Origin of the sequence: Algibacter agarivorans (genome assembly GCF_039543245.1) — a bacterium.
Classification (GTDB): domain Bacteria; phylum Bacteroidota; class Bacteroidia; order Flavobacteriales; family Flavobacteriaceae; genus Algibacter_G; species Algibacter_G agarivorans.
Genome location: NZ_BAABJJ010000004.1, coordinates 83,932 through 106,097 on the forward strand (window position 1 = coordinate 83,932; position 22,166 = coordinate 106,097).

Below are 22,166 nucleotides of genomic sequence, written 5' to 3' on the forward strand. Positions count from 1 at the left end.
GGTTTTCATTAAAGATAAGGATAATTTAATAAATTATTAGTGTTTACTGATATACAATAATAATATTAAAAAAGAGGATTTTTTATGGTCTGACAGACTATAGTAAGCTCTATAGCAAAGAAACCTCAAAATGAATTTGTTCAGTTTGAGCAAATCTTTTTTATCATAATATAAATTGGATTTAAAACATATGTTGTCATTTAATATTCATTTGTAGCTTAATAATTTGTTATAAATTATAAATTTCGCATTTACTTTAATATTGAATCCAGATACATGAAAAACCAAATTTTCTTATTGCTTTTTTTAATCCCAATTGCTTTTGTTGCACAACAAAATGATTGGGAAAATCCGTATGTAAACCAAATTAACAGATTACAGGCATGTGCTACTTTTTATTCTTATGAGGATGTAGAACAAGCTAAGGAAAACATACGAGAAAAGTCGTTATTGTTTAAATCACTAAATGGCGATTGGCAATTTAATTGGGTAGCAAAACCAGCTGAGGCTTCTAAGGATTTTCAGAAAACAAGTTTTGATGCTTCAAAATGGGATGTTATAGATGTGCCATCAAACTGGGAAATGCGTGGTTATGGCACCCCCATTTATACTAATTCTACCTATCCTTTTTTTAGTGATTTCCCATATATTAACAAGCACGATAATCCAGTTGGGCATTATATAAAATCTTTTGAAGTAGATAAATCATGGAGCAATAAAGATGTCATTCTTCACTTCGGAGGTGTGTCTTCGGCATTTTATGTTTGGGTAAATGGTGCGTTTGTTGGTTATAGCGAAGATACCAGATTGCCATCGGAATTTGATATCACCAAACATATTAAAGAAGGCAATAATAAAATAGCGGTTAAAGTATATCGTTGGTGTGATGGTAGTTATTTAGAAGCGCAAGACCATTGGAGAATGAGCGGCATTGAGCGCGAAGTATACTTACAGGCTGTTCCTAAAGTAAGATTGTCAGATTTTACAATTAGAACTGAATTAGATGAAAATTATGAAGATGCACTTTTGCAAATACGCCCGGAATTCATTGCGAATATTGCCGATAGATATATTGAAAAAGTAGGTCATTTTGGAGATGCGCCGTTAAACACGAAAGTGGATGATTGGATTTTAAGCACACAATTGCTTGATGCTAATGGCAATGCATTTGGGGAAGTAATAAATACAAATCTTAAAAAGTATTTTGGAGAAATTTATCCGCAACGCGATAATGTATCTTTTGGTTTAATTGAATCTAAAGTAAAAGCTCCTGAAAAATGGTCGGCAGATAGTCCTTATTTATATACCTTATTATTTACACTTAAAGATAATAAAGGTAACGCAGTTCAATATACAAATGCTAAAGTTGGGTTTAGGGAGTTAAAAATTGACGAACGTGGACGATTTTTGGTAAACGGAAATCCTGTGAAAATGATAGGTGTTAATCGCCATGATCACCACATGAAAAACGGAAAATCTGTTTCTAGGGCAGATATGGAAGCCGACGTAAAACTCTTAAAACAATTCAACTTTAATGCAGTGCGAACGTCACATTATCCTAACGATCCTTATTTCTATGATTTGTGTGATACATACGGAATTTACGTTATGGACGAAGCCAATTTAGAAACCCATGGTACTCGTGGTAAACTATCTAATGTGCCAGAATGGTCCAATGCCTTTCTGGAACGTGGGGTGCGTATGGTGGAGCGTGATAAAAACCATCCGAGTATAGTCATGTGGTCATTAGGTAATGAGTCCGGTATGGGAGCAAATCATGCCGCTATGTCAGGTTGGATTAAGGAGATGGATCCTACAAGATATATTCATTATGAAGGAGCGCAAGGAGATGCCACTGATGCACGCTATAAAAAGAGTTACTTTCAACTTGGAAAAGGTAATCCAACAGACCCTAAATGGGTGGATATGTTAAGTAGAATGTATCCGCAAGCCCATGAATTGCAAAGTTTAATTGATGATACCAGTTTTGATAAACGACCAGTGCTTATGTGCGAGTATGCACATGCTATGGGAAATTCAGTAGGAAATATGCAAACCTATTGGGATGTTATTTATAAAAATGATAGAGCTTTAGGGGGCTATATTTGGGATTGGATAGATCAAGGTATAGTAAAAAAGGATGAAGATGGCACAGAATTTTTGGCCTATGGTGGCGATTTTGGAGACAAACCAAATAATGGAAGTTTCTGTATTAATGGCATTATAGCTTCTGATAGAACACCAAAACCGGAGATTTACGAATGTAAAAAAGTAAATCAACCAGCTGTTATTTCAGAAATCAATAGTTTAAATGGTGAATTTGAAATTTTAAATCGTCATCATGCTATCGATTTGTCAAAGTATGATTTGGTTTGGGTATTATCAAAAAATGGGGTAGAGGTGCAATCTGGAGTTTTAGAGCCTTTGGTAACTAAACCTTATAAAAAAGATAAAATTAAAATTCCTTTTAAAACACCGAAAACAAAATCTGGCGATTTGTATTTTATTAATATTCAAGGAAAACTTAAAACCACCAATTTATGGGCAAATAAGGGCTATGTTGTTTTTGAAGAACAATTCAAATTGCCTTTTGAAATTAAGAAATCAAACGAGAAAATTGTAAAAAACCCATCGTTAGTTGTTAATGAAACTTCAGATAAAATTACAGTAAACAATAAGTCAATGCATGTTGAAATTGATAAAAATACAGGCCTTCTCTCTTCATATAAATTTAAAGGGAGAGAGTTTTTTAAAAGCCCTTTAAAACTTAATTTTTGGAGACCAGAAACAGAAAATGATGCAGCTTATAGAAAGAGCAAAAAACAAACTAATGAACGCAATTGGATGAAAGCAGGAGATCGGTTTAAGGTTGAAAACACTTCGATAAATTATGAAAATATGGGTGAAGTCATGATAAAAATTGATGGCAAAATTGAAAACCCTAAAACATCAGTTTCATTGGTATATTCGATTTTTGGAAATGGTCAAATTCAGGTTGATTATACAAACCATATAGATCAAAGTGCTCCGAATATCCCAAAAATAGGCATGCAGTTTGATGTTTCAAATCAATATAAAAATGTAACCTATTTTGGAAAAGGGCCACAGGCCAATTATCAAGACAGACAAACAGGAGCTTTTGTTGGTGTTTATAAAGGGGATGTAAATACTATGAGTTATGGCTATGTATTTCCTGAAGAATATGGAAACCATATGGATACGCATTGGTTTAAAGTTCAAAATGCCTCAGGAAAAGGGCTTATGGTTAAAGGTGAAGTGCCTTTAAACTTTAGTGTGCTACCTTATAGCACTTATAATATTGAAGCTGCCAAACATACCAACGAGTTAGTTGATCGTGATGCTTTAACCGTTAATATAGATCTTGTTCAAATGGGCGTTGGAGGCGACAATACCTGGTCGTTTAGAGCAGAGCCACATGAACAGTTTAGGGTAAAACCAGGAGATTACAAATATACCTATACTTTGATTCCGGTTGAAAAATAACCATAGGTTTGGTTAAGTAGATGACATTATTTTGAAAAATAAAGAACCTGAGTCGTCTAAAAATAGGTTGACAGGTTTTAAATAAAACTAAGCCAGAGCATTTATTTGTTCTGGTTTTTTGTTGTGTATAAAATTTTAATCTGTATTTAAAAGCTCCAAAAAAATATCAATTAGTAGGTGAAATGAATAACGATATTCTCAGCTTTAAGGGGTTTATAAGAATACATAGAATAAACTATTGTCAAATTTTATTCTAGCTTGAAAGTTGATATAATAATCTTATTATTATTTAAATCTGTCGTAAAAAACAAATAGTTAGAACCACCATCTTTAATGTTGAATTTTTTTCTGATATTTTGGACAGATTCAGGAAAATTTCTCGTGGTTATGTTTGCTTTTTTAATACCTAGTTTCTTTAACTCTTTTTTGTTATAAGGTACAATGCTTTCAATTTTAAAAATCCTACCAGGAAAATCAATTAATAGATTACTAGTATATAAATGAGAGTGTCTGTGAATTTTAAAAACATTTAACTGATAAGATATAGAATGAAATGCGCCAGATTTTAAAATGGCGCTATTAGGTTCGTATAAATAGGTGAGCGGTTTGCTGTATTTTGATTCTATTTGTTTTTCATTTTCAATTGAAAACTTGAAATAGTCGTTGGTTTCTTTTTTGATATTAACGGTCTCAATAGTAACAACATCATTATAACCGTTTTCTAAAACCCAAAGTAATTCTTTTACCTCGTTGTTAACAGCAACTATATGAATGGTTTTAACATGTTTTAATTCGCCAATACCAATAGATATGTCCAATAAAGGAGACGTTTTAATTAAAATGTTATTCGTTTTTTTTAAGATTAAATTTAATTGCTCTGGAATATTTGGCAAACAATCATTTAAAAAGAATACTTTGCCTTTACTATCGTGTCTACGAGAGGGGTCAACGTAAATCCAATCATATTTTTTGCCTGAAGTTTTTAAATATTCAATACCATCAGTTTTAATGGTTTCAATATTATGAGCGCCTAATTGTTTGTAGTTGTGCTTAACAATTTTAGATAACGATTCATTTATCTCGCAATGGGTAACAGTCTTAAACTGTTTAGAAAAGTAAAAACAATCCACACCAAAACCTCCTGTTAAATCAATGATGGATTGGCCACTTATTAGCTCAGATTTATATTGTGCTGTAGTTTCTGATGAGGTTTGTTCAATATTTAATTTATTGGGATAATATATGTTTTTACTTGTAAACCATGTTGGTAATTTTTTTTCACAACGCTTTTTTGCTTCAATTTGTTCTATGATTTCTTTAGTCTCAACGGCATCAAATCTCGTTCCTTTTAACAATAAAGTATTAACATCAGAATTCAAATTCAAATTTATAAATTCTTGAATGTCAATATTTAAAATAGTCTTATTCAAAAATTAAGTTTATAAACCTTTAGTTAGTTTTTTAACAATTTTGTTTTCGGATAAAAATTCCTTCAAAATAACTTTAATAGCCGTGTAAGCTGGTATGGCTATGATTAAGCCAATGACTCCAAATAAAATACCAGTAATCAAAATCACTAAGAAAATTTCAAGCGGATGTGATTTTACACTTTTTGAGAATATAATAGGCTGGCTTCCAAAATTATCAACCAATTGCCCAATCATAAAGACTATAAAAACCCAGAATGTTTTAGGTAGAATAACAAGGCTAAAAGATTCTCCAAGATTGCTCGTCATGGTAAGCATAAGCATTAAAAACGCACCAATTAAAGGACCAACATAAGGTATGAGATTTAGTAAAGCACATAAAAAAGCTATTACTATTGCGTTTTCAACACCTATAATTAAAAGCCCTATGGTGTAAATAATAAATAAAATCAAAATTTGAAAAATAAGGCCAACAAAATATCTGGAGAGTAGATCCTTGATTTTTGTTGAAGAATTTTTCCAACGTGACTCTTTGTTATCTGGTATAAAAGTTAAAAGACCGTTTTCAAATAATCGGCTGTCTTTTAAAAAGAAAAAGGATATGAATAATACCGAAAACAATGCAATGCTAAAACTTCCGAGTCCACTAACTACCGAGTTTAAAAAATCTGGTATTAATGAGAAATCTATCTTTGAAAGTAAGTTAGATTCTTTTAAAGACTGCTCTACATCTATTTGGTGTAAATCAAAATAGGTTATTATTTCGCTATATAAATTTTCAATATTAGTTTGAAGTTCTTCAATATTTAACAGTGACAAATTTTGACCCTGTTTTATAACTAATGGAATAAACAACCCGACTAGTCCAACAAAAACACCAAGTAAAAGCGCCATGGACACTATAACCGCAATGGTATTCTTAAATTTTAATCTGCGTTCTAAGAATAAAACAATAGGTCTTCCAATTAATGAAATTACTGCAGCAATAGCTATATAGCCAATTACAGCTTGAATTTGGTATAAAAAGAAAAGTGTTAAGGCAATGCCCAATATAATGCCTACAGCTTTTAAAATACCGTTAGAAATGATGTTAGAATTCATGTAGTAAATATATAAAACTGTTTATAAAAGTTGTTTGGTCATTTCATATAATGCAATATTGGTTGCTTGTACCACATTCATACTACTATTTTGACCGAACATATCAATATGAATTACGGCATTAGATTGATTAAGAATGTGTTCTGAAACACCAAAATTCTCATCACCAATAATTAAAGCAATGGGGCTTTCTGTTGAAAATGTAAACGTATGTATAGGTTTACTTAAGGTCGTTATTTCGAGCGAAATAATTTGATAATTTTTAGATTTTAAATGTTCAACGACTTCTGATGCAGTTTCATGAATTTCATGATTAACTGTTTTTTCTGTTGCTCTTGAGGTTTTTGACATTTTCCGTCCTAACTGAATATTTTCACCACAAAGGATGAGTTTTTCAATTCCAAAGGCATCAGCAATTCTAAATAGGCTGCCTATGTTCGGGGCATTGGTAACATTATCGCAAACTAATGTTATTGGGAAGGTTTTAGACTGAAAAGCAGTATTGTAGTGTGTGAGTTGCATCTTTTTAATTAGAGTATTCAGTAGCAGTTAGCAGTTCTTTCATTGCGACTTAGCATCTTTGCGAGATATTCAATTCTCAAACGCATATTTAACAATATTGGCACCCATTTTAAGTGCTTTCAACCTAATGTCTTGCGGGTCGTTATGGACTTCGGGGTCTTCCCAGCCATCACCTAGATCGCTTTCAAAAGTAAACAATAAAATTAGTCTGTCTTCATGAAAAATACCAAAAGCTTGTGGGCGCTTACCATCATGTTCATGTATTTTAGGTAACCCGTTTGAAAATTTATAAACACTATTGAAAATAGCATGATTCGTTGGTAATTCTATCAAATCTTTATCTGGAAACACTTTTTTAAGTGCTTTTGTAATATATGGTTCCATGCCATAATTGTCATCAATATGTAAAAATCCACCAGAAAATAAGTAGTTCTTTAAGTTTTCAATATCGGTCTCACTAAAATAAACATTACCATGCCCGGTCATGTGTAACATAGGAAACTGAAAAATATCTGGGCTGCCAACTTCAACCGTTTGTGGTTTTGGGTTTATTTTGGTATTAATGTTTTCGTTGCAAAAAGAAATAAGATTTGTTAAAGCGGTTGGGTTGCCGTACCAATCGCCACCACCTTTATATTTTAAAATGGCTAAATCTTGGCTAAATATTAAAATAGAGAAGAGAAAAAAGAAAGCAGAAAAAATAAGCTTCATATTTTTTAAATAAATTATTGCCCATTATGGACTTCGTTTACAAATGCCACGGAATGGCAAGCAACAATAGCTGCAGTTTCTGTGCGTAATCTGGTTTCTCCCAAAGTTACGGGAATAAAATTATTTTGAACGGCCATTTCAATTTCTTTAACAGAAAAATCGCCTTCTGGACCTATTAAAATGGTAACGTCCGTTTTTGGTTTCAACGCTTGTTTTAAAGATTTTCTATCAGTTTCTTCGCAGTGTGCTATAAACAAATCGCCCGTAAAACCTTGTTTTATAAAGTCTTTAAAGTTTATAGCTTCATTTAATTTTGGAAGACAGCAGCTTAAAGATTGTTTCATAGCTGATTGTATAATACGCTCAAAACGTTCATGCTTAATGAACTTACGTTCACTATGATCACAAATTATAGGTGTGATGCTATCAACACCAATTTCGGTAGCTTTTTCTAAAAACCATTCGTAGCGGTCATTCATTTTTGTTGGTGCAACCGCCAAATGTAAATTATAATTGTGTTTAGGTTGTAGTGTTTTAGAAACTATATTAGCAATACATTTATTGATGTTTGGTATAGAAATTTCGGCAGTAAACAGCCAGCCTTTGCCATTGGTTATGTGTAATGTATCGCCAAGGGTTTTCCGAAGTACTTTAACAATGTGCTTACTTTCTTCTTTATTAAAAGAAAATTGCAAGGTGTTTTCTGTGAGTTCCGAATTATAAAATAGTTGCATTATTTGGCTGTTTCTACAATTTTTAAAACTTTTATTTCTGAAATATCTTTAGGTTCATGCGATTGTAAAACAAGATAATACCAATTTTTTGAAGGGATATCTATAGTATAAATAGCTTCTAGTTCATGATGTTCGGAAATTACTATATTTTCAAAATCGGTTAGCATCTCACCATCTGTAAACCAGCCAGTATCTCCACCTCTATTGGCATTATGGTCCATGGAATATTGTTTTGCTAAAAAACTAAAGGGCGAACCATTATTGTGTTTTTCAATGAGTGTTTCTCTAAGTTTATTTATACTTTCTAGGGAGTATTTAGCACCATCTAAAAAAATGTAAGATACTCTAAAATAAGGTTTGCTGCTTTTTTCTAATACTTTGTAAAAGGTTTTATCGCGTTCTGTTCTTATAGATTTAATATTGCCTTTTTCTAATTCAAATAAAGCTTTTGCTAAATCTGTTTTGTGCTTTTCTTCATTGAAAGTGAATATTTTATTCTCTTTTGAAGATTTGGTTTTAAGAAATAAACGGGCTTGCTCGGAGGTTTCAATAACATTGAGTGCTTCTTCATCTTTGTTTTGAGCGGTTAATAAAGATGTGATACAAATGAAAAATAAAACAAGTAATTGTTTAAGCATAATGAGGTTTTTAATTCAGTTTCAAATTTAAAAGTATTCGTGGGTAATATTGATGAAGCTGAAATAAGTTTTTAAGAAGCTGTTGTTTATAACTTTGGTTTTATGATTTTATTTGAGATATATCAAGTTATAGAAACAACTATAATACTGTTTCTAAAGGGCATACGAGTTAAAGTCAATAGTCCCATTTTTAGCCACGAATACACAAATTAGAACGAATAAAAAAAACTTGAGATTTTTCAAATATTAGTTAATATTAGTAACATTCGTGGCTAAATATTTTTAATGCGGCAGCCCTTACCATTTCAATAATTTTAAAAGCTTCAATCATATTTATTGAGACTGAATACTGCGACTGAATTCATATTTTTAACCGCGCCGAAGCCACAACATCTTGTTCAGCAAAATCTGCTTCTAAATATTTTAAATAACCAACAATGGCTATCATAGCAGCATTATCTGTAGTAAATTCAAATTTAGGCACATAGGTGGTCCAACCAAATTTTTGCTCACCATCTTTTAACGCTTGCCGTATACCAGAATTAGCAGAAACGCCTCCACCAATTGCAATGTGGTTGATGCCGGTTTCTTTGGTTGCTAGTTTCAATTTATCAATCAAAATACCAATAATAGTGTATTGAATTGACGCACATATATCATTTAAGTTTTTTGATATAAAATTAGGATTTGCTTTTACTTCACGCTGAACAAAATATAACACGGCTGTTTTAAACCCTGAAAAGCTAAAATTTAAACCTTCTACTTTAGGCTTCGTAAATTGAAATGCCTTTGGATTGCCTAATTTGGCACGTTTATCAATTTCAGGACCCGCGGGATATCCTAAGCCTAGAATTTTTCCGCTTTTGTCAAAAGCTTCACCAACGGCATCGTCAATGGTTTCCCCAATAACTTTCATGTCAAAATAATTGTCCACTCTAACAATCTGTGTGTGGCCACCAGAAATAGTCATGGCTAAAAACGGAAAAGGCGGTTTGTTAAAGCCTTCTTCATCTATAAAATGTGCTAAAATGTGCGCTTGCATGTGGTTAACATCTATTAAAGGAATATGTAATCCGTAGGCCAAAGATTTAGCAAAAGACGTTCCTACCAATAAACTCCCCATTAATCCAGGTCCTCTGGTAAACGCAATAGCGTTAAGTTGTTCTTTAGTAATATTTGCTTTTTCAAGAGCTTGGTGTACTACAGGGACTATGTTTTGTTGATGTGCTCTTGAAGCTAGTTCTGGCACAACACCACCATAGGCTTCGTGTATTTTTTGAGTAGCTACAACATTACTTAAAATACGCCCGTTGTGTATTACAGAAGCAGCGGTATCATCGCAAGAGGACTCAATTCCTAGGATATAAATATTTTGTGAAGACATTAATAAAAATTAGGCACAATAATTGTTAATTTTGAAAGCGAATAAACATCTCAATCGTTACTTTTACTCGTAATTACAAAAGTAGTTTATTCTTAATTAAGTTGTAACTTTAAGGGCATCAAAAAATTTCTTAAAATACTATCAAAAATAGTGGGTATCCTACTCATGTTATTCATCATTTTGGTGTTGATACTATCTATCCCTGCTGTTCAAACTGGACTTGGAAAATACGCTACAAGAAAACTAAACGAAGGTTTTAATACCAACATCAACATCAGTAAAGTTAGCCTGCAATTTAATGGCGATGTAGAGATTAAAAACATATACATTGAAGATTATAAAAAAGACACACTCATAAGTATCACAGAACTTAATACTTCTATTTTAAGTTTTGGAAATTTATATAAAGGAAAACTAATTTTTGGTGATATTGATATTGAAAACCTCTTATTTAACATTAAAACATATCACGGAGAAACCGAGACAAACCTCGATGTTTTTGTAGATAGATTTGAAAATGATAACCCTAGAACAGGGAAAAGTAAATTTTTACTGTCCTCTAGTGATGTATCCATTTATAATAGTGTTTTCAAATTATCTAATGAGAATAAAGAAACAGTAAAAGTCCTTCATTTTAAGGACTTAAACATTAACGCTACCAATTTTTTAATTAGTGGAAGTGATGTGAGTGCTAGGATAAACACGTTAGCTTTTAAAGATAGCAGAGGTGTAAAGGTGAAAAATTTGATGACCGATTTTAGTTATACTTTAACAGATATGACTTTTGGAAATCTTCAAATAAAAACACCAAATTCAATTTTAAATGGTGATTTAAAGTTCTCTTATATGAGAGAAGATTTGAAATATTTTGTAGACAAGGTTTTTGTAACCGCAAGCTTTAAAGACTCCAATGTTCAGCTTGATGAACTCAATACATTTTATAATGAATTTGGAGTAAATCAATCTGCAAAGTTTAGTGTAGATGCTTCAGGAACTTTAAATGATTTGCAAACCAATAATTTAAAGTTAACTACAAGTGCCAATACCAAGGTTTATGGTGATATTAAATTTAAAAACCTATTTAATAAAGAAGCTGACAACTTCTATATGAATGGTAAATTCAGGAATTTATCTTCTACTTATAAAGATTTAAAAGCCTTGTTGCCAAATGTTTTAGGTGAAGCCATACCAACTTCATTTGATAGGGTAGGGAAGTTTACAATTGTAGGTAACTCTCAAGTAACATCATCTAAAGTTATTGCAAATATTGAAATAGATACAGATTTAGGTTTTGTTGATTCCAACTTAGAAATAAACAAGATTAATGATATTGATAATGCAGATTACAAAGGGAATATCGTTTTTAAAGCGTTTGATTTCGGAACGTTCTTAAATGATCCTAATGTTGGTAATGCATCATTAAATTTTGATGTTAATGGTAAAGGGTTTACCAATGAAAAGATTGATACCAAAGTAAAAGGTGATGTTTTCGAAATTGAATACAATAAGTATAATTATAAAAACTTAAAAGTAGCAGGTAATGTTAAAAATAGAATTTTTGACGGAAACCTAATTGTAAACGATAAAAACCTAAATCTAAATTTTACAGGATTAATAGATTTTTCAGAAGCTATAAGAAAGTATGATTTTGAGGCTGTTGTTGATTATGCTAATTTAAACATACTAAATTTTGTAAAAAAAGATAGTATTTCGATTTTCAAGAGTAAGGTTAGAATGAATATGAACAGTAGTAATTTAGATGATGCTTACGGAAAAATAACCTTCAATAATACGGTTTATAAAAATGAACATGACACCTACTATTTTGATAGATTTAATGTGTCCTCTAGATTTGAAAAGGACATTAGATTTATTGAATTTAACTCACCAGATATTATTGAAGGCAATTTAAAAGGACGTTTCTTATTCAAAGATTTAAAGAAGCTATTTGAAAATTCTATCGGACATATATATACCAATTACATACCGCATAATGTCGAAACCAACCAAAGTATAGATTTTAATTTTAAAATTTATAATAAAATTGTAGAAGTGGTTTACCCAGAGATAGAAGTTGGTGCAAACACATACATAAGAGGGCGTGTTGAAAGCGATGAAGAAAAATTCAAGTTGACCTTTAAATCGCCAAAAATAAAACTGTTAGACTATTTTGCTAATGATATTGAACTGCAAGTCGATAATAGTAACCCCGTATTTAATACATACGTTGAGATTGATAGTTTAAACACCAAATATTATAACATTTCTAAATTCAATTTAATTAATGTTACCGTAAACGACACGCTGTTTATGCGTTCTGAATTTAATGGCGGTAAGCGAAATGATGATAGTTATAATTTAAGCTTTTACCATACTATAAATGAAAAAAGCGAATCTGTAATTGGTTTCAAACAGTCTGATGTTACTATTAAGGATAACAAATGGAACATTAATGAAAACCAGGATAAGTTTCATAAAATTGCCTTCAATAAAAAGCTAACAAACTTTAATATTGATAAGTTTAGGATTAATCATAATAATGAAGAAATTAAGCTCTCTGGTTTTATAAATGACTCTACGCAAAAAGATATAAAACTGAATTTTACTAATGTTGATTTAGCTAAAATCACACCAGATATTGATAGTTTAGCATTGGCAGGAAACGTAAATGGTAAGTTGGATCTGCTTCAGCAAAACGGTACGTATCTTCCAAACTCAACGATTGTTATTGATGATTTTAAAGTAAATGATTTCTTGTTAGGTTCTTTTGATGCTACAATAACAGGTAATAAATCCCTTACTAATTACAAAGTAGACGCTACTATTAAGGATGATTTTTTAAAATCCTTTAGTGCCAAAGGTGATATAGATGTTTCAAGAAAACAGTCCACAATAGATGTCGCATTAGATTTTAATAACTTTAATTTATTTCCCCTAAATCCATTGCTAGCTGGCGTTTTGAGTAATATTCGAGGAGATGTTACTGGTGATGTTAAAGTGGTTGGCGATTTAAGACGTCCAGACATTAATGGTAATCTAATAATCAATAAAGGCGGATTGGGTATTCCGTATCTTAATGTCGATTTTGATTTCAATAATAAAGCATCGGTAACACTAAAAAAACAAAGCTTTATTTTTAATAATATTAAGTTAACGGATACCAAATATAATTCTAAAGGCGAGTTAAATGGCGACTTGAGTCATGTTAATTTTTCAAAGTGGGGATTAGATTTAGATTTATCTACCTCACGTTTATTGGTTTTAGACACCAAAGAGTCTGAAGAATCATTGTATTATGGTACTGGTTTTATTGGCGGAAGGGCTAGAATATCTGGACCAACAGACCAATTAGTTATTAGTGTGGTGGGGGAAACAAAGCGAGGCACAGTGTTTAAAATTCCGTTGAGCGATGCTGAATCCTTTGGCGATAATTCGTTTATCCATTTTATAACCAAAGAAGAAAAAGAAGCGAGAAAAGAAGGTGCTGAAGTTGTTTTTGAAGAAATAAGAGGATTAGAACTAGATTTCGAATTAGATGTTACTGAAGATGCCGAAGTGGAAATTATTATTGATAAAAACACAGGGCATTCATTAAAAGGACGAGGTATAGGCGGTTTGTTAGTTGAAATTAACACTAATGGAAAGTTTGATATGTGGGGGGATTTTGCGGTATTCGAAGGGGTTTATAATTTCGCTTATGGTGGTATTATTCAAAAAGAATTTACGGTTCAGCCAGGTGGTACTATTGCGTGGGAAGGCGACCCTTTAAAAGCCCAAATAGACATGTTGGCCATATATAAAACGCAAGCAAATCCATCACCTTTGCTAGACAATCCCATAAACAGGAGTATTCCTGTAGAATTGAATATTGCTATAAGAGGCGATTTAGAACAACCAAAGCCTGAATTTAGTTTTGAGTTTCCTAATGTAAGTTCAACTATAAAATCAGAGCTTCAATATAGATTGGAGTCTGATGAAGATAAACAAAATCAAGCTCTATATTTAATATCTACTGGCTCCTTTTCTAGAGGCTTAAACGAAGTCAATTTTTCAGGAACCATTGCAGAACGACTTAATGGGATAATTAATGGTATTTTTACTAGTGCTGATAGTAAACTTAATATTGGTTTAAATTATGAAGCGGGACAAAACAGACCGGACTATCAAACAGATGATAGGTTTGGCGTAACGCTACAAACTCAAATTAGCGACCGCGTACTAATTAACGGTAAGGTAGGTGTTCCGGTAGGTGGCGCTACAGAAACTGTTATTGCAGGCGATGTGGAAATAGATTTTCTTTTAAATGAAGAAGGTACGCTTACAGCCAAAGTATTCAATCGAGAAAATAGTATTCAAAATTTTGGTGAGCAAATAGGTTATACTCAAGGAGTGGGACTGTCTTATAATGTAGATTTTGATACGTTTAAGGAACTTCTCCAAAAACTCTTTAAAAAATCTAAAAAAGAGGAAGAACAGGTCTTGGGAAAAACAGAAAACGGAGATGGAAATGCATTACCAGAATATATTTCTATTAAGTCATCATCAGAAAATTAGCCCTTTTTTATTAATTTTTTAATCCGGCACGATTTTTTTATCAACTAAAACGTTATAGTTTTAGAAGTCACAGTAATTTACTGTAAATGCTATAGATATGTGGGTTTTGTTTAGTAATTTTACCATTTAAATTAGAATATTTAATGCCAAAAACAATAAAAAAATTAGCAGTTTTAACATCGGGAGGCGATTCTCCAGGAATGAATGCAGCCATTCGTTCTGTAGTTAGAGCTTGTGCGTACCATAATATAAAATGTATAGGAGTTTATCGCGGTTATGAAGGCTTGATTGAAGGAGATTTTAACGAGATGGATGCCAGAAGCGTAAAAGGTATCATTAATAAAGGTGGAACTATATTGAAATCTGCACGTTCTAAAGAATTTAGAACTGTTGAAGGACGACAAAAAGCATTTCAGAGTTTAATTGAAGCCGAGATTGAAGGATTAATAGTTATTGGTGGTGATGGTTCATTTACCGGAGCACTTATTTTTAATCAAGAATTTGGTTTCCCAGTAATGGGTATTCCTGGTACTATAGATAATGATATAGTAGGAACTTCTCATACTTTAGGTTTTGATACGGCACTTAATACGGTAGTTGATGCTATTGATAAAATTCGTGATACTGCAAGTTCACATAACCGTTTATTTTTTATCGAGGTTATGGGACGTGATGTTGGTCATATAGCTTTAAACACTGGTATAGCTGGTGGAGCAGAAGAGATTTTAATACCAGAGGAAGATTTAGGCTTAGATAGATTAGTAGAGTCCTTAAACAAAAGTAGAAAATCTGGAAAATCCTCAAGTATAGTCATTGTAGCTGAAGGTGATAAAATTGGTAAAAACATTTTTGAGCTTAAGGACTATGTTGATGAAAACATGGAAGATTATGATGTAAGAGTATCAGTTCTTGGTCATATGCAACGCGGAGGAAGTCCTTCATGCTTTGATAGAGTTTTAGCAAGTAGAATGGGAGTTAAAGCCGTTGAGTCCATGTTAAATGGGCAAACCAATTATATGGTTGGCTTATTAAACGGAAAAATGGAACTTACACCATTAGATAATGCCATTAAAGGAAAAACAAAAATAAACTTAGAATTATTGCGTGTCTCAGATATCATGAGCACTTAACATTTATAAACACGATTATGTCAAAATTAAAAATTGGAATTAACGGATTTGGTAGAATAGGTAGAATAGCTTTTAGAGTAGCAGCTTCAAGACCTGATATACAAGTAGTAGGAATTAATGATTTGTTGGATGTAGAGCACTTAGCTTACTTATTAAAATATGACTCTGTTCACGGACAGTTTGATGGAACTATTTCAACAAACAATGGAAACTTGGTTGTCAATGGTAATGAAATCAGAATTACTGCTGAGCGTAACCCAGAAGATTTAAAATGGGATGCTGTTGGAGCAGAAGTTGTTTTAGATTGTACTGGTATCTTTACAAACTTAGAAGGTGCCCAAAAACATATTACTGCTGGAGCTAAAAAGGTTGCTATTTCTGCGCCATCTGCTGATGCACCAATGTTTGTAATGGGTGTAAATCATAAAAATGTTACCGCTGCTGATACTATTGTATCTAATGCATCTTGTACTACAAACTGTTTAGCACCACTTGCTAAAGTAATTAACGATAAATTCGGAATTGCTGAAGGATTGATGACTACAGTTCATGCTGCAACAGCAACTCAATTTACTGTTGATGGACCATCTAAAAAAGATTACAGATTAGGTCGTGCATCTTTAAATAACATCGTACCGGCATCTACAGGAGCTGCAAAAGCAGTAGGAAAAGTTATTCCTGAATTAAACGGAAAATTAACAGGTATGGCTTTTAGAGTACCAACTGTTGATGTATCTGTAGTAGATTTAACATGTCGTTTGGAAAAACCAGCGCCTTGGGCTGAAATTAAAGCTGCTTTAAAAGAAGCTTCTGAAGGAGAATTAGCTGGTGTTTTAGGATATACTGAAGAAGGGGTAGTATCTCAAGATTTCGTATCTGAACCAAAAACGAGTACTTTTGATGCTAACGCAAGTATGGCATTAAATGATGGTTTTGTTAAATTAGTATCTTGGTATGATAATGAGTTTGGTTATTCAACTAAATTAGTAGATTTGGCACAACACATTGCGTCAGTAAAATAAAAATTTAAATTACTAATAATAACTCCATAGAGTTATTGTGTTATAGGCACAGTAGTCTGTGGAGTTTTTTTATATCCTTATACTTATGATTTTAATTGTTGATAGTGGTTCTACAAAATCTGATTGGATTGCAGTAGATAATAACGGAAATAAATTACTTGAAAAGATTCGTACTAAAGGTCTTAATCCGGCAATTTTATCAGAAAAGAAACTCTATAAATTAATTAGAAAAAGTAAGGATTTAAAGAATAATAGCGATAAAGTTACTCATGTGTTTTTCTATGGTGCCGGTTGTGGTACGGAAAATCCAAGAATGATGTTAAAAGAGGTGCTAGAAGATGTATTTCCTAACGCCAAAGTTGAAGTAAACGAAGATACATTGGCTGCCGTATACGCTACAATCAATCATCCAAAAGAAGCTGCTGTAGTTTGTATTATGGGTACAGGTTCCAATTGTAGTTATTATGATGGTGAAAATTTACATCAGCGTGTTAAATCTTTGGGATACACACTTATGGACGATGCTTCTGGTAATTATTATGGGAAACAACTCATTAGAGATTATTACTTCAATAACATGCCTGAAAATGTTAAAATAGCTTTTGGAAGTAAATATAATATGGAGCCTGATTATATTAAGTACAATTTATATAAACAGCCTAACCCAAACGCCTATCTAGCAAATTTTGCTGAATTTATGTTTTTGCATAAAGATTCAGAATATACCATAAACCTTATTAAGAAAGGCATTCGTTTATTCGCTACTAATATGATTATGCAATATAAAGAAGAGCTTAAAACTGTTCCAGTACATTTTGCAGGTTCGATTGCATATTTCTCGCAAAAGGAAATCAAAGAAGTTGCTGAAGAAATGGGCTTTAAAGTAGGTAATTTTGAGCGCAGACCTATTGATGGTTTAGTAGGTTTTCATACAAAAGATTTATAGATTTCATATTTCAAATATTAATATTTGGACAAACACCTAGCGGTTTACATTTCTAATAAAGACAATAAGCAAGCACTTATTGAGCGCATTATATCTGGGCAATTTATTAGTACGCTTTCCAATTTAAAAGGTGCTCTTTTTTCTGAAATAACTTTAAATAAATTTATAGCAGAAGAAATTCATCATGGACACTTTGATGTGGTTACCGAAACTAAAAATAGCTTGCAAAAGTCTTCAGAGGGCGAGCGAAAAAAAGCATTATTAAACCATATTATTTCCCAAAATCCAGAATACATTATTGTAGATAATGTTTTTGGAAATTTAGATATTACCGCACAAAGCTACATTGAAAAGACATTAGAGCATTTAAGTAAAGAAATCTCAATAGTTCAGATTACAAATCGAAAAGCTGATATTTTATCTTTTATAAATGACATATTTCAAGTGCAAGAAGGTGAATTTTTTCCTATTAAAAACATTGATGAATCTGAGATAACAGAAAGTAAAAGGTTTGTTGAAGCACTTCCGCAACCTTATAAAATAGCTAGTACCCCTGTTAATCCTCTTGTGTGTTTTAATAATGTTACCATTGCATACAATGAAAGAACTATTGTGAATAATATTTGTTGGGAGATTAAATCTGGTGAGTTTTGGCAATTAATAGGCTCTAATGGTTCTGGAAAAAGCACGCTTTTATCCTTAATATCAGGAGATAACCCAAAAGCTTACGGACAAGACATTACATTGTTTGGAATAAAAAAGGGGAGTGGTGAAAGTATTTGGGATATAAAGGAAAAGGTAGGCTATTTTTCATCTGAAATATTAAGAGGTTTTAAACGCTCGGACTCTATTGGAAATATGATTGTTTCTGGATTTTATGATACTATAGGTTTATATAAAATGCCAACACATGCGCAAATTAAAATAGCTCAACAATGGTTGTATGTTTTGGATATGTTCGATATTAGAAAAAGTAATTTTTTGTCATTATCTATTGGGCATCAGCGTTTGGTGTTAATCGCCCGAGCTATGGTTAAACAACCGCCATTGCTTATTTTAGATGAACCAACAAATGGACTTGATGATGTTGATGCTAAATTGTTTTCTGGGTTGATAAATAAAATTGCATCGGAAAGTAATACCGCTATTTTATATGTTTCGCATAGAAAAGAAAAAAATCTAAAACCTGAATTTATTTATCAATTAACCTCTGGTAGTAATGGGTCAATTGGTAAAAAGGTTTTATAAATTGTCATATATATGGAATAGGATATTTTTTCTAAGTACATAACAAAAATTAATTTTGAGAAATAAACAACCAGCAGTTTTTGGGATAACAAAGCCCTCTTATGTTTGTTTTAAAATATCCAATACAGTTACAATAATTTATCTGTAAAATCATATATATATTATAGTTGAAGTCAGGCATGTGTTAAGAGTTGTAAACTCTGTTTTCTTGCTCGTTAACTCTAATAAATGTGGTCCGTTTTGTTAGTTCCTTTAGCCTAGAAGCCCCTACATAGGTGCAAGTACTTCTTAAGCCGCCTAAAATTTCTTGTAATGAGTTTTCAACAGATCCTTTATATGGGACTTCAACAGTTTTTCCTTCACTCGCCCTATAATCCGCAACACCGCCTGCATGTTTCTCCATGGCAGTTGATGAACTCATACCATAAAATTTTCTATAAGGTTCTCCGTTTTTCTTTATGATTTCGCCACCGCTTTCATCATGTCCAGCGAGCATACCTCCAAGCATAACAAAATCTGCTCCAGCACCAAAGGCTTTAGCAATATCTCCAGGTGTTGAGCAACCGCCATCACTAATTATTTGCCCGCCTAAACCATGAGCAGCATCAGCACATTCAATAATAGCAGAAAGTTGAGGGTAGCCAACACCAGTTTTAACACGCGTTGTACACACAGAACCAGGACCAATTCCAACTTTAACAATATCTGCTCCAGAGAGTAATAGCTCTTCTACCATTTCTCCAGTTACCACGTTACCCGCAATAATTACTTTGTCAGGATATTGGTCTCTAGTGTGCTTTACAAAATTTGCAAAATGTTCAGAATAACCATTGGCCACATCTATACATATGAATTTCAGAAAAGGATTGAATTTAAAAATATGCGCCAGTTTTTCAGAATCGTTTTCCCCAATACCTATACTTACTGCAATATTGTTTTCAATGTCTTTAGGGATATTGGAAGAAAATACATTCCAATCTTCTGTGCTATAATGTTTATGGATGGCGGTAAATAACTTTTTTTCAGACAACGCTTTAGCCATTTCAAAAGTACCAACAGTATCCATGTTTGCTGCCATAATAGGAATGCCTCTCCATATGAATGGACTGTGCAAAAATTTAAAATCACGCTCTAAATTTACTTCGGACCGACTTTTTAAGGTTGAACGCTTTGGGCGAATCATGACATCTTTAAACCCTAATTTTATATCGTATTCTATTCTCATATATTAATATAATTTATGCGGTTTTTCCAATTTTAAATTTAATCAAATTCAAAGGAATTATAAAATTTAATAAGCTATAATAGTTTTGTTAAATAGTATAATTATAGATAAGTTTGTTAAAACGAACTTTGTAGATGCCACTTATCCCAAAATCTGTTAAAGTAAAAAATAAATTGTCTTTTTTTATCTTCATATCAATTGGGGCTATTCTCGCTATCGGATATTTATTTCTAGAGAAGAAAATTTATACTGAAACAGCCGCAATATTTTTATTTATTCTTGCCATTATACAAGTTTTTGCCTTACAGTTTTTCTTGAAAAATCAATTAAAAAATGATGTTATAAAAAACAGTCATAGACTTAGAATTGATGAAATGCAGCACAAATTGGAAGCTTCTGAAAAACTGGCAGAGCATAAGTCTATTTATTTATCTAATATGAGTTATGAGGTTAGAACGCCTTTAAGCACGGTATTAGGCATGTTGAATATGCTAAAGCAAACGGAATTAACTGGTGATCAAAAAGCACAAGTTGAAATAGCTGAATATTCTTCAAAACATTTGTTGCAATTGGTTAATATGGTTACGGATAATGCTGAGGTTGATGCAGGAAATTTAAAATTAGACTTATTAACTATTGATTTAAAATCCGATTTATCTAGACTTTTCAAGGTTTTTGAATACCAAGCATGGGAAAAAGGACTGGAGTTTGATTATAAATTCCTGTCTGAAGAAAAAGACAAATTTTTGGTTTTAGGCGATACAGCAAGAATTCAGCAAGTACTAATCAATTTAATTAATAACGCCATTAAGTTTACAAACTCAGGCAAAATATCGGTTATCGTTGATCAGACTGTTGGTATTGATGATGACCAAATTATAACGTTTTACATCAAAGATACAGGTGTTGGCATGAAACCTGAAGAAGTAAAACGGATTTTTAATGATTCTGAAGTATCCTATAGTACCAGTATGATGCGAGATTATAGAGGCGGGGGCATTGGACTTTCTATTTCTCATCAATTGGTTAAGTTTATGGGAGGTGAGTTGAAATTAGAGAGTAAAGAAAATGAAGGCTCTACATTTTATTTTAGTTTGCAACTGAAAAAAACGTTAAATATTAAAACTGAAGAAGAAGCATTTAACCCTATTTTATTAAATAAGTTTAATGTTCTGGTTGCCGAGGATAATAGAATGAATCAGAAGGTAATTAAGTTTTTGTTAGAACGACAAGGTGCAGATTGTACGTTTGCTAAAAATGGATTAGAAGCTGTTGAATTGTATAAGATATTAGATTTCGATATGGTTTTTATGGACATTTATATGCCAGATATGGATGGGTATCAAGCAACAAAGCACATTAAAGAAACCAAAAAATATTCAGCTAGTAATACGCCAATTATTGCAGTCTCGGCCAGTGCTTTTGAGGAGGATATCGAGAGCGCAAAACGTGCTGGGATAGATGATTTTTTAGCTAAACCTATTGAAGTTGTTAGGCTAAAAGAGCTACTTGTTAAGTATTCCAAAACAGATACTTCAACATAGCTTCCTTAATTTTATTTAACAGCAATCATGCTAATTTCCACGTTTACATTTTTGGGTAGTTTTGCAACCTGAACGGTTTCACGGGCTGGAGCATTAGCATCGTCAAAATAACTACCATAAACGTCATTTATTTGTATGAAATCGTCCATGTTACTTATAAAAATTGAAGATTTTACTACATGTTCAAAAGTCATATCTGCCGCTTCTAAAACAGCTTTTAAATTCTGCATAACTTGCCCGGTTTCCGTTTTTATATCATCTAAAATAAGCTGTCCAGTTTCAGGATTAAAAGCAATTTGACCAGAAGTATATAATGTATTTCCTGTTAAAACCGCTTGATTATATGGACCAATGGGAGCAGGAGCATTTTTAGTAGTAATTATTGTTTTCATGATATTAAATTTTCATTTTTTGCAAATTCTGGTATTACTTAAAAGAAATCTCTTGATTTCATTGATACAAAAAGAATCGTGGTC

General features: G+C 32.2%; 16 protein-coding genes. 7 read left to right on the forward strand and 9 right to left on the reverse strand.

Annotated elements, in window-relative coordinates; genetic code table 11:
• The first annotated feature begins 276 nt into the window (after positions 1–276).
• The gene (lacZ, locus tag ABD935_RS01920; RefSeq protein WP_345189844.1) at positions 277–3,504 is read left to right on the forward strand and encodes a beta-galactosidase, LacZ type; all 3,228 of its coding nucleotides are present in this window, start codon (positions 277–279) and stop codon (positions 3,502–3,504) included.
• A gap of 248 nt (positions 3,505–3,752) precedes the next feature.
• On the opposite strand, the gene ABD935_RS01925 is transcribed toward lacZ, so the two are convergent.
• The 7 genes from ABD935_RS01925 to tsaD all read right to left on the reverse strand — a co-directional run bounded on the left by ABD935_RS01925 (position 3,753) and on the right by tsaD (position 10,021).
• Entirely contained in the window at positions 3,753–4,934 is a 1,182-nt protein-coding gene (locus ABD935_RS01925) for a class I SAM-dependent methyltransferase (protein WP_345189846.1), read from the reverse strand.
• Between the two features lie 9 nt (positions 4,935–4,943).
• Positions 4,944–6,032 carry an AI-2E family transporter gene (locus ABD935_RS01930; RefSeq protein WP_345189847.1) on the reverse strand — a complete coding sequence of 363 codons (1,089 nt, stop codon included), beginning with the start codon at positions 6,030–6,032 and terminating at the stop codon, positions 4,944–4,946.
• A gap of 21 nt (positions 6,033–6,053) precedes the next feature.
• Positions 6,054–6,554 (reverse strand): TrmH family RNA methyltransferase, encoded by a 501-nt coding sequence (locus tag ABD935_RS01935; protein WP_345189848.1) that lies wholly within the window; start codon positions 6,552–6,554, stop codon positions 6,054–6,056.
• A gap of 69 nt (positions 6,555–6,623) precedes the next feature.
• Positions 6,624–7,265 carry a DUF4159 domain-containing protein gene (locus tag ABD935_RS01940; RefSeq protein WP_345189850.1) on the reverse strand — a complete coding sequence of 214 codons (642 nt, stop codon included), beginning with the start codon at positions 7,263–7,265 and terminating at the stop codon, positions 6,624–6,626.
• Between the two features lie 14 nt (positions 7,266–7,279).
• Positions 7,280–7,999 (reverse strand): 16S rRNA (uracil(1498)-N(3))-methyltransferase, encoded by a 720-nt coding sequence (locus tag ABD935_RS01945; protein WP_345189851.1) that lies wholly within the window; start codon positions 7,997–7,999, stop codon positions 7,280–7,282.
• Positions 7,999–8,637: a peptidylprolyl isomerase gene (locus tag ABD935_RS01950; protein WP_345189853.1), complete on the reverse strand. Its 639-nt coding sequence runs from the start codon at positions 8,635–8,637 to the stop codon at positions 7,999–8,001. Before ABD935_RS01950 ends, ABD935_RS01945 begins: the two co-directional genes overlap by 1 nt.
• A gap of 361 nt (positions 8,638–8,998) precedes the next feature.
• Positions 8,999–10,021, reverse strand: a complete 1,023-nt coding sequence (tsaD, locus tag ABD935_RS01955; RefSeq protein ID WP_345189855.1) for a tRNA (adenosine(37)-N6)-threonylcarbamoyltransferase complex transferase subunit TsaD — start codon at positions 10,019–10,021, stop codon at positions 8,999–9,001.
• Positions 10,022–10,186: 165 nt separating this feature from the next.
• Here tsaD and ABD935_RS01960 point away from each other — a divergent pair, with 165 nt between their 5' ends.
• The 5 genes from ABD935_RS01960 to ABD935_RS01980 all read left to right on the forward strand — a co-directional run bounded on the left by ABD935_RS01960 (position 10,187) and on the right by ABD935_RS01980 (position 18,921).
• Positions 10,187–14,575, forward strand: a complete 4,389-nt coding sequence (locus ABD935_RS01960; protein WP_345189856.1) for a translocation/assembly module TamB domain-containing protein — start codon at positions 10,187–10,189, stop codon at positions 14,573–14,575.
• 143 nt (positions 14,576–14,718) lie between these two features.
• A complete protein-coding gene (gene pfkA / locus ABD935_RS01965; protein WP_345189858.1) occupies positions 14,719–15,705 on the forward strand; it encodes a 6-phosphofructokinase in 987 nt (328 codons plus the stop codon).
• A gap of 17 nt (positions 15,706–15,722) precedes the next feature.
• Positions 15,723–16,727, forward strand: coding sequence for a type I glyceraldehyde-3-phosphate dehydrogenase (gap, locus tag ABD935_RS01970; RefSeq protein WP_345189859.1), 1,005 nt, complete (start codon positions 15,723–15,725; stop codon positions 16,725–16,727).
• 85 nt (positions 16,728–16,812) lie between these two features.
• The gene (locus ABD935_RS01975) at positions 16,813–17,673 is read left to right on the forward strand and encodes an N-acetylglucosamine kinase (RefSeq protein WP_345189860.1); all 861 of its coding nucleotides are present in this window, start codon (positions 16,813–16,815) and stop codon (positions 17,671–17,673) included.
• Between the two features lie 24 nt (positions 17,674–17,697).
• Positions 17,698–18,921 (forward strand): ATP-binding cassette domain-containing protein, encoded by a 1,224-nt coding sequence (locus tag ABD935_RS01980; protein WP_345189861.1) that lies wholly within the window; start codon positions 17,698–17,700, stop codon positions 18,919–18,921.
• A 184-nt stretch (positions 18,922–19,105) separates the two neighbouring features.
• Here the strand turns inward: ABD935_RS01980 and ABD935_RS01985 are convergent, their stop codons facing one another.
• Positions 19,106–20,146 (reverse strand): GMP reductase, encoded by a 1,041-nt coding sequence (locus tag ABD935_RS01985; RefSeq protein WP_345189862.1) that lies wholly within the window; start codon positions 20,144–20,146, stop codon positions 19,106–19,108.
• Between the two features lie 134 nt (positions 20,147–20,280).
• Between ABD935_RS01985 and ABD935_RS01990 the strand changes: the two genes are divergently transcribed.
• The gene (locus ABD935_RS01990; protein ID WP_345189863.1) at positions 20,281–21,690 is read left to right on the forward strand and encodes a response regulator; all 1,410 of its coding nucleotides are present in this window, start codon (positions 20,281–20,283) and stop codon (positions 21,688–21,690) included.
• 11 nt (positions 21,691–21,701) lie between these two features.
• Here ABD935_RS01990 and ABD935_RS01995 read toward each other — a convergent pair whose 3' ends face one another.
• Complete coding sequence (locus ABD935_RS01995) at positions 21,702–22,082, reverse strand: Rid family detoxifying hydrolase (RefSeq protein ID WP_345189864.1); 381 nt, start codon at positions 22,080–22,082, stop codon at positions 21,702–21,704.
• Between the last annotated feature and the right edge of the window lie 84 nt (positions 22,083–22,166).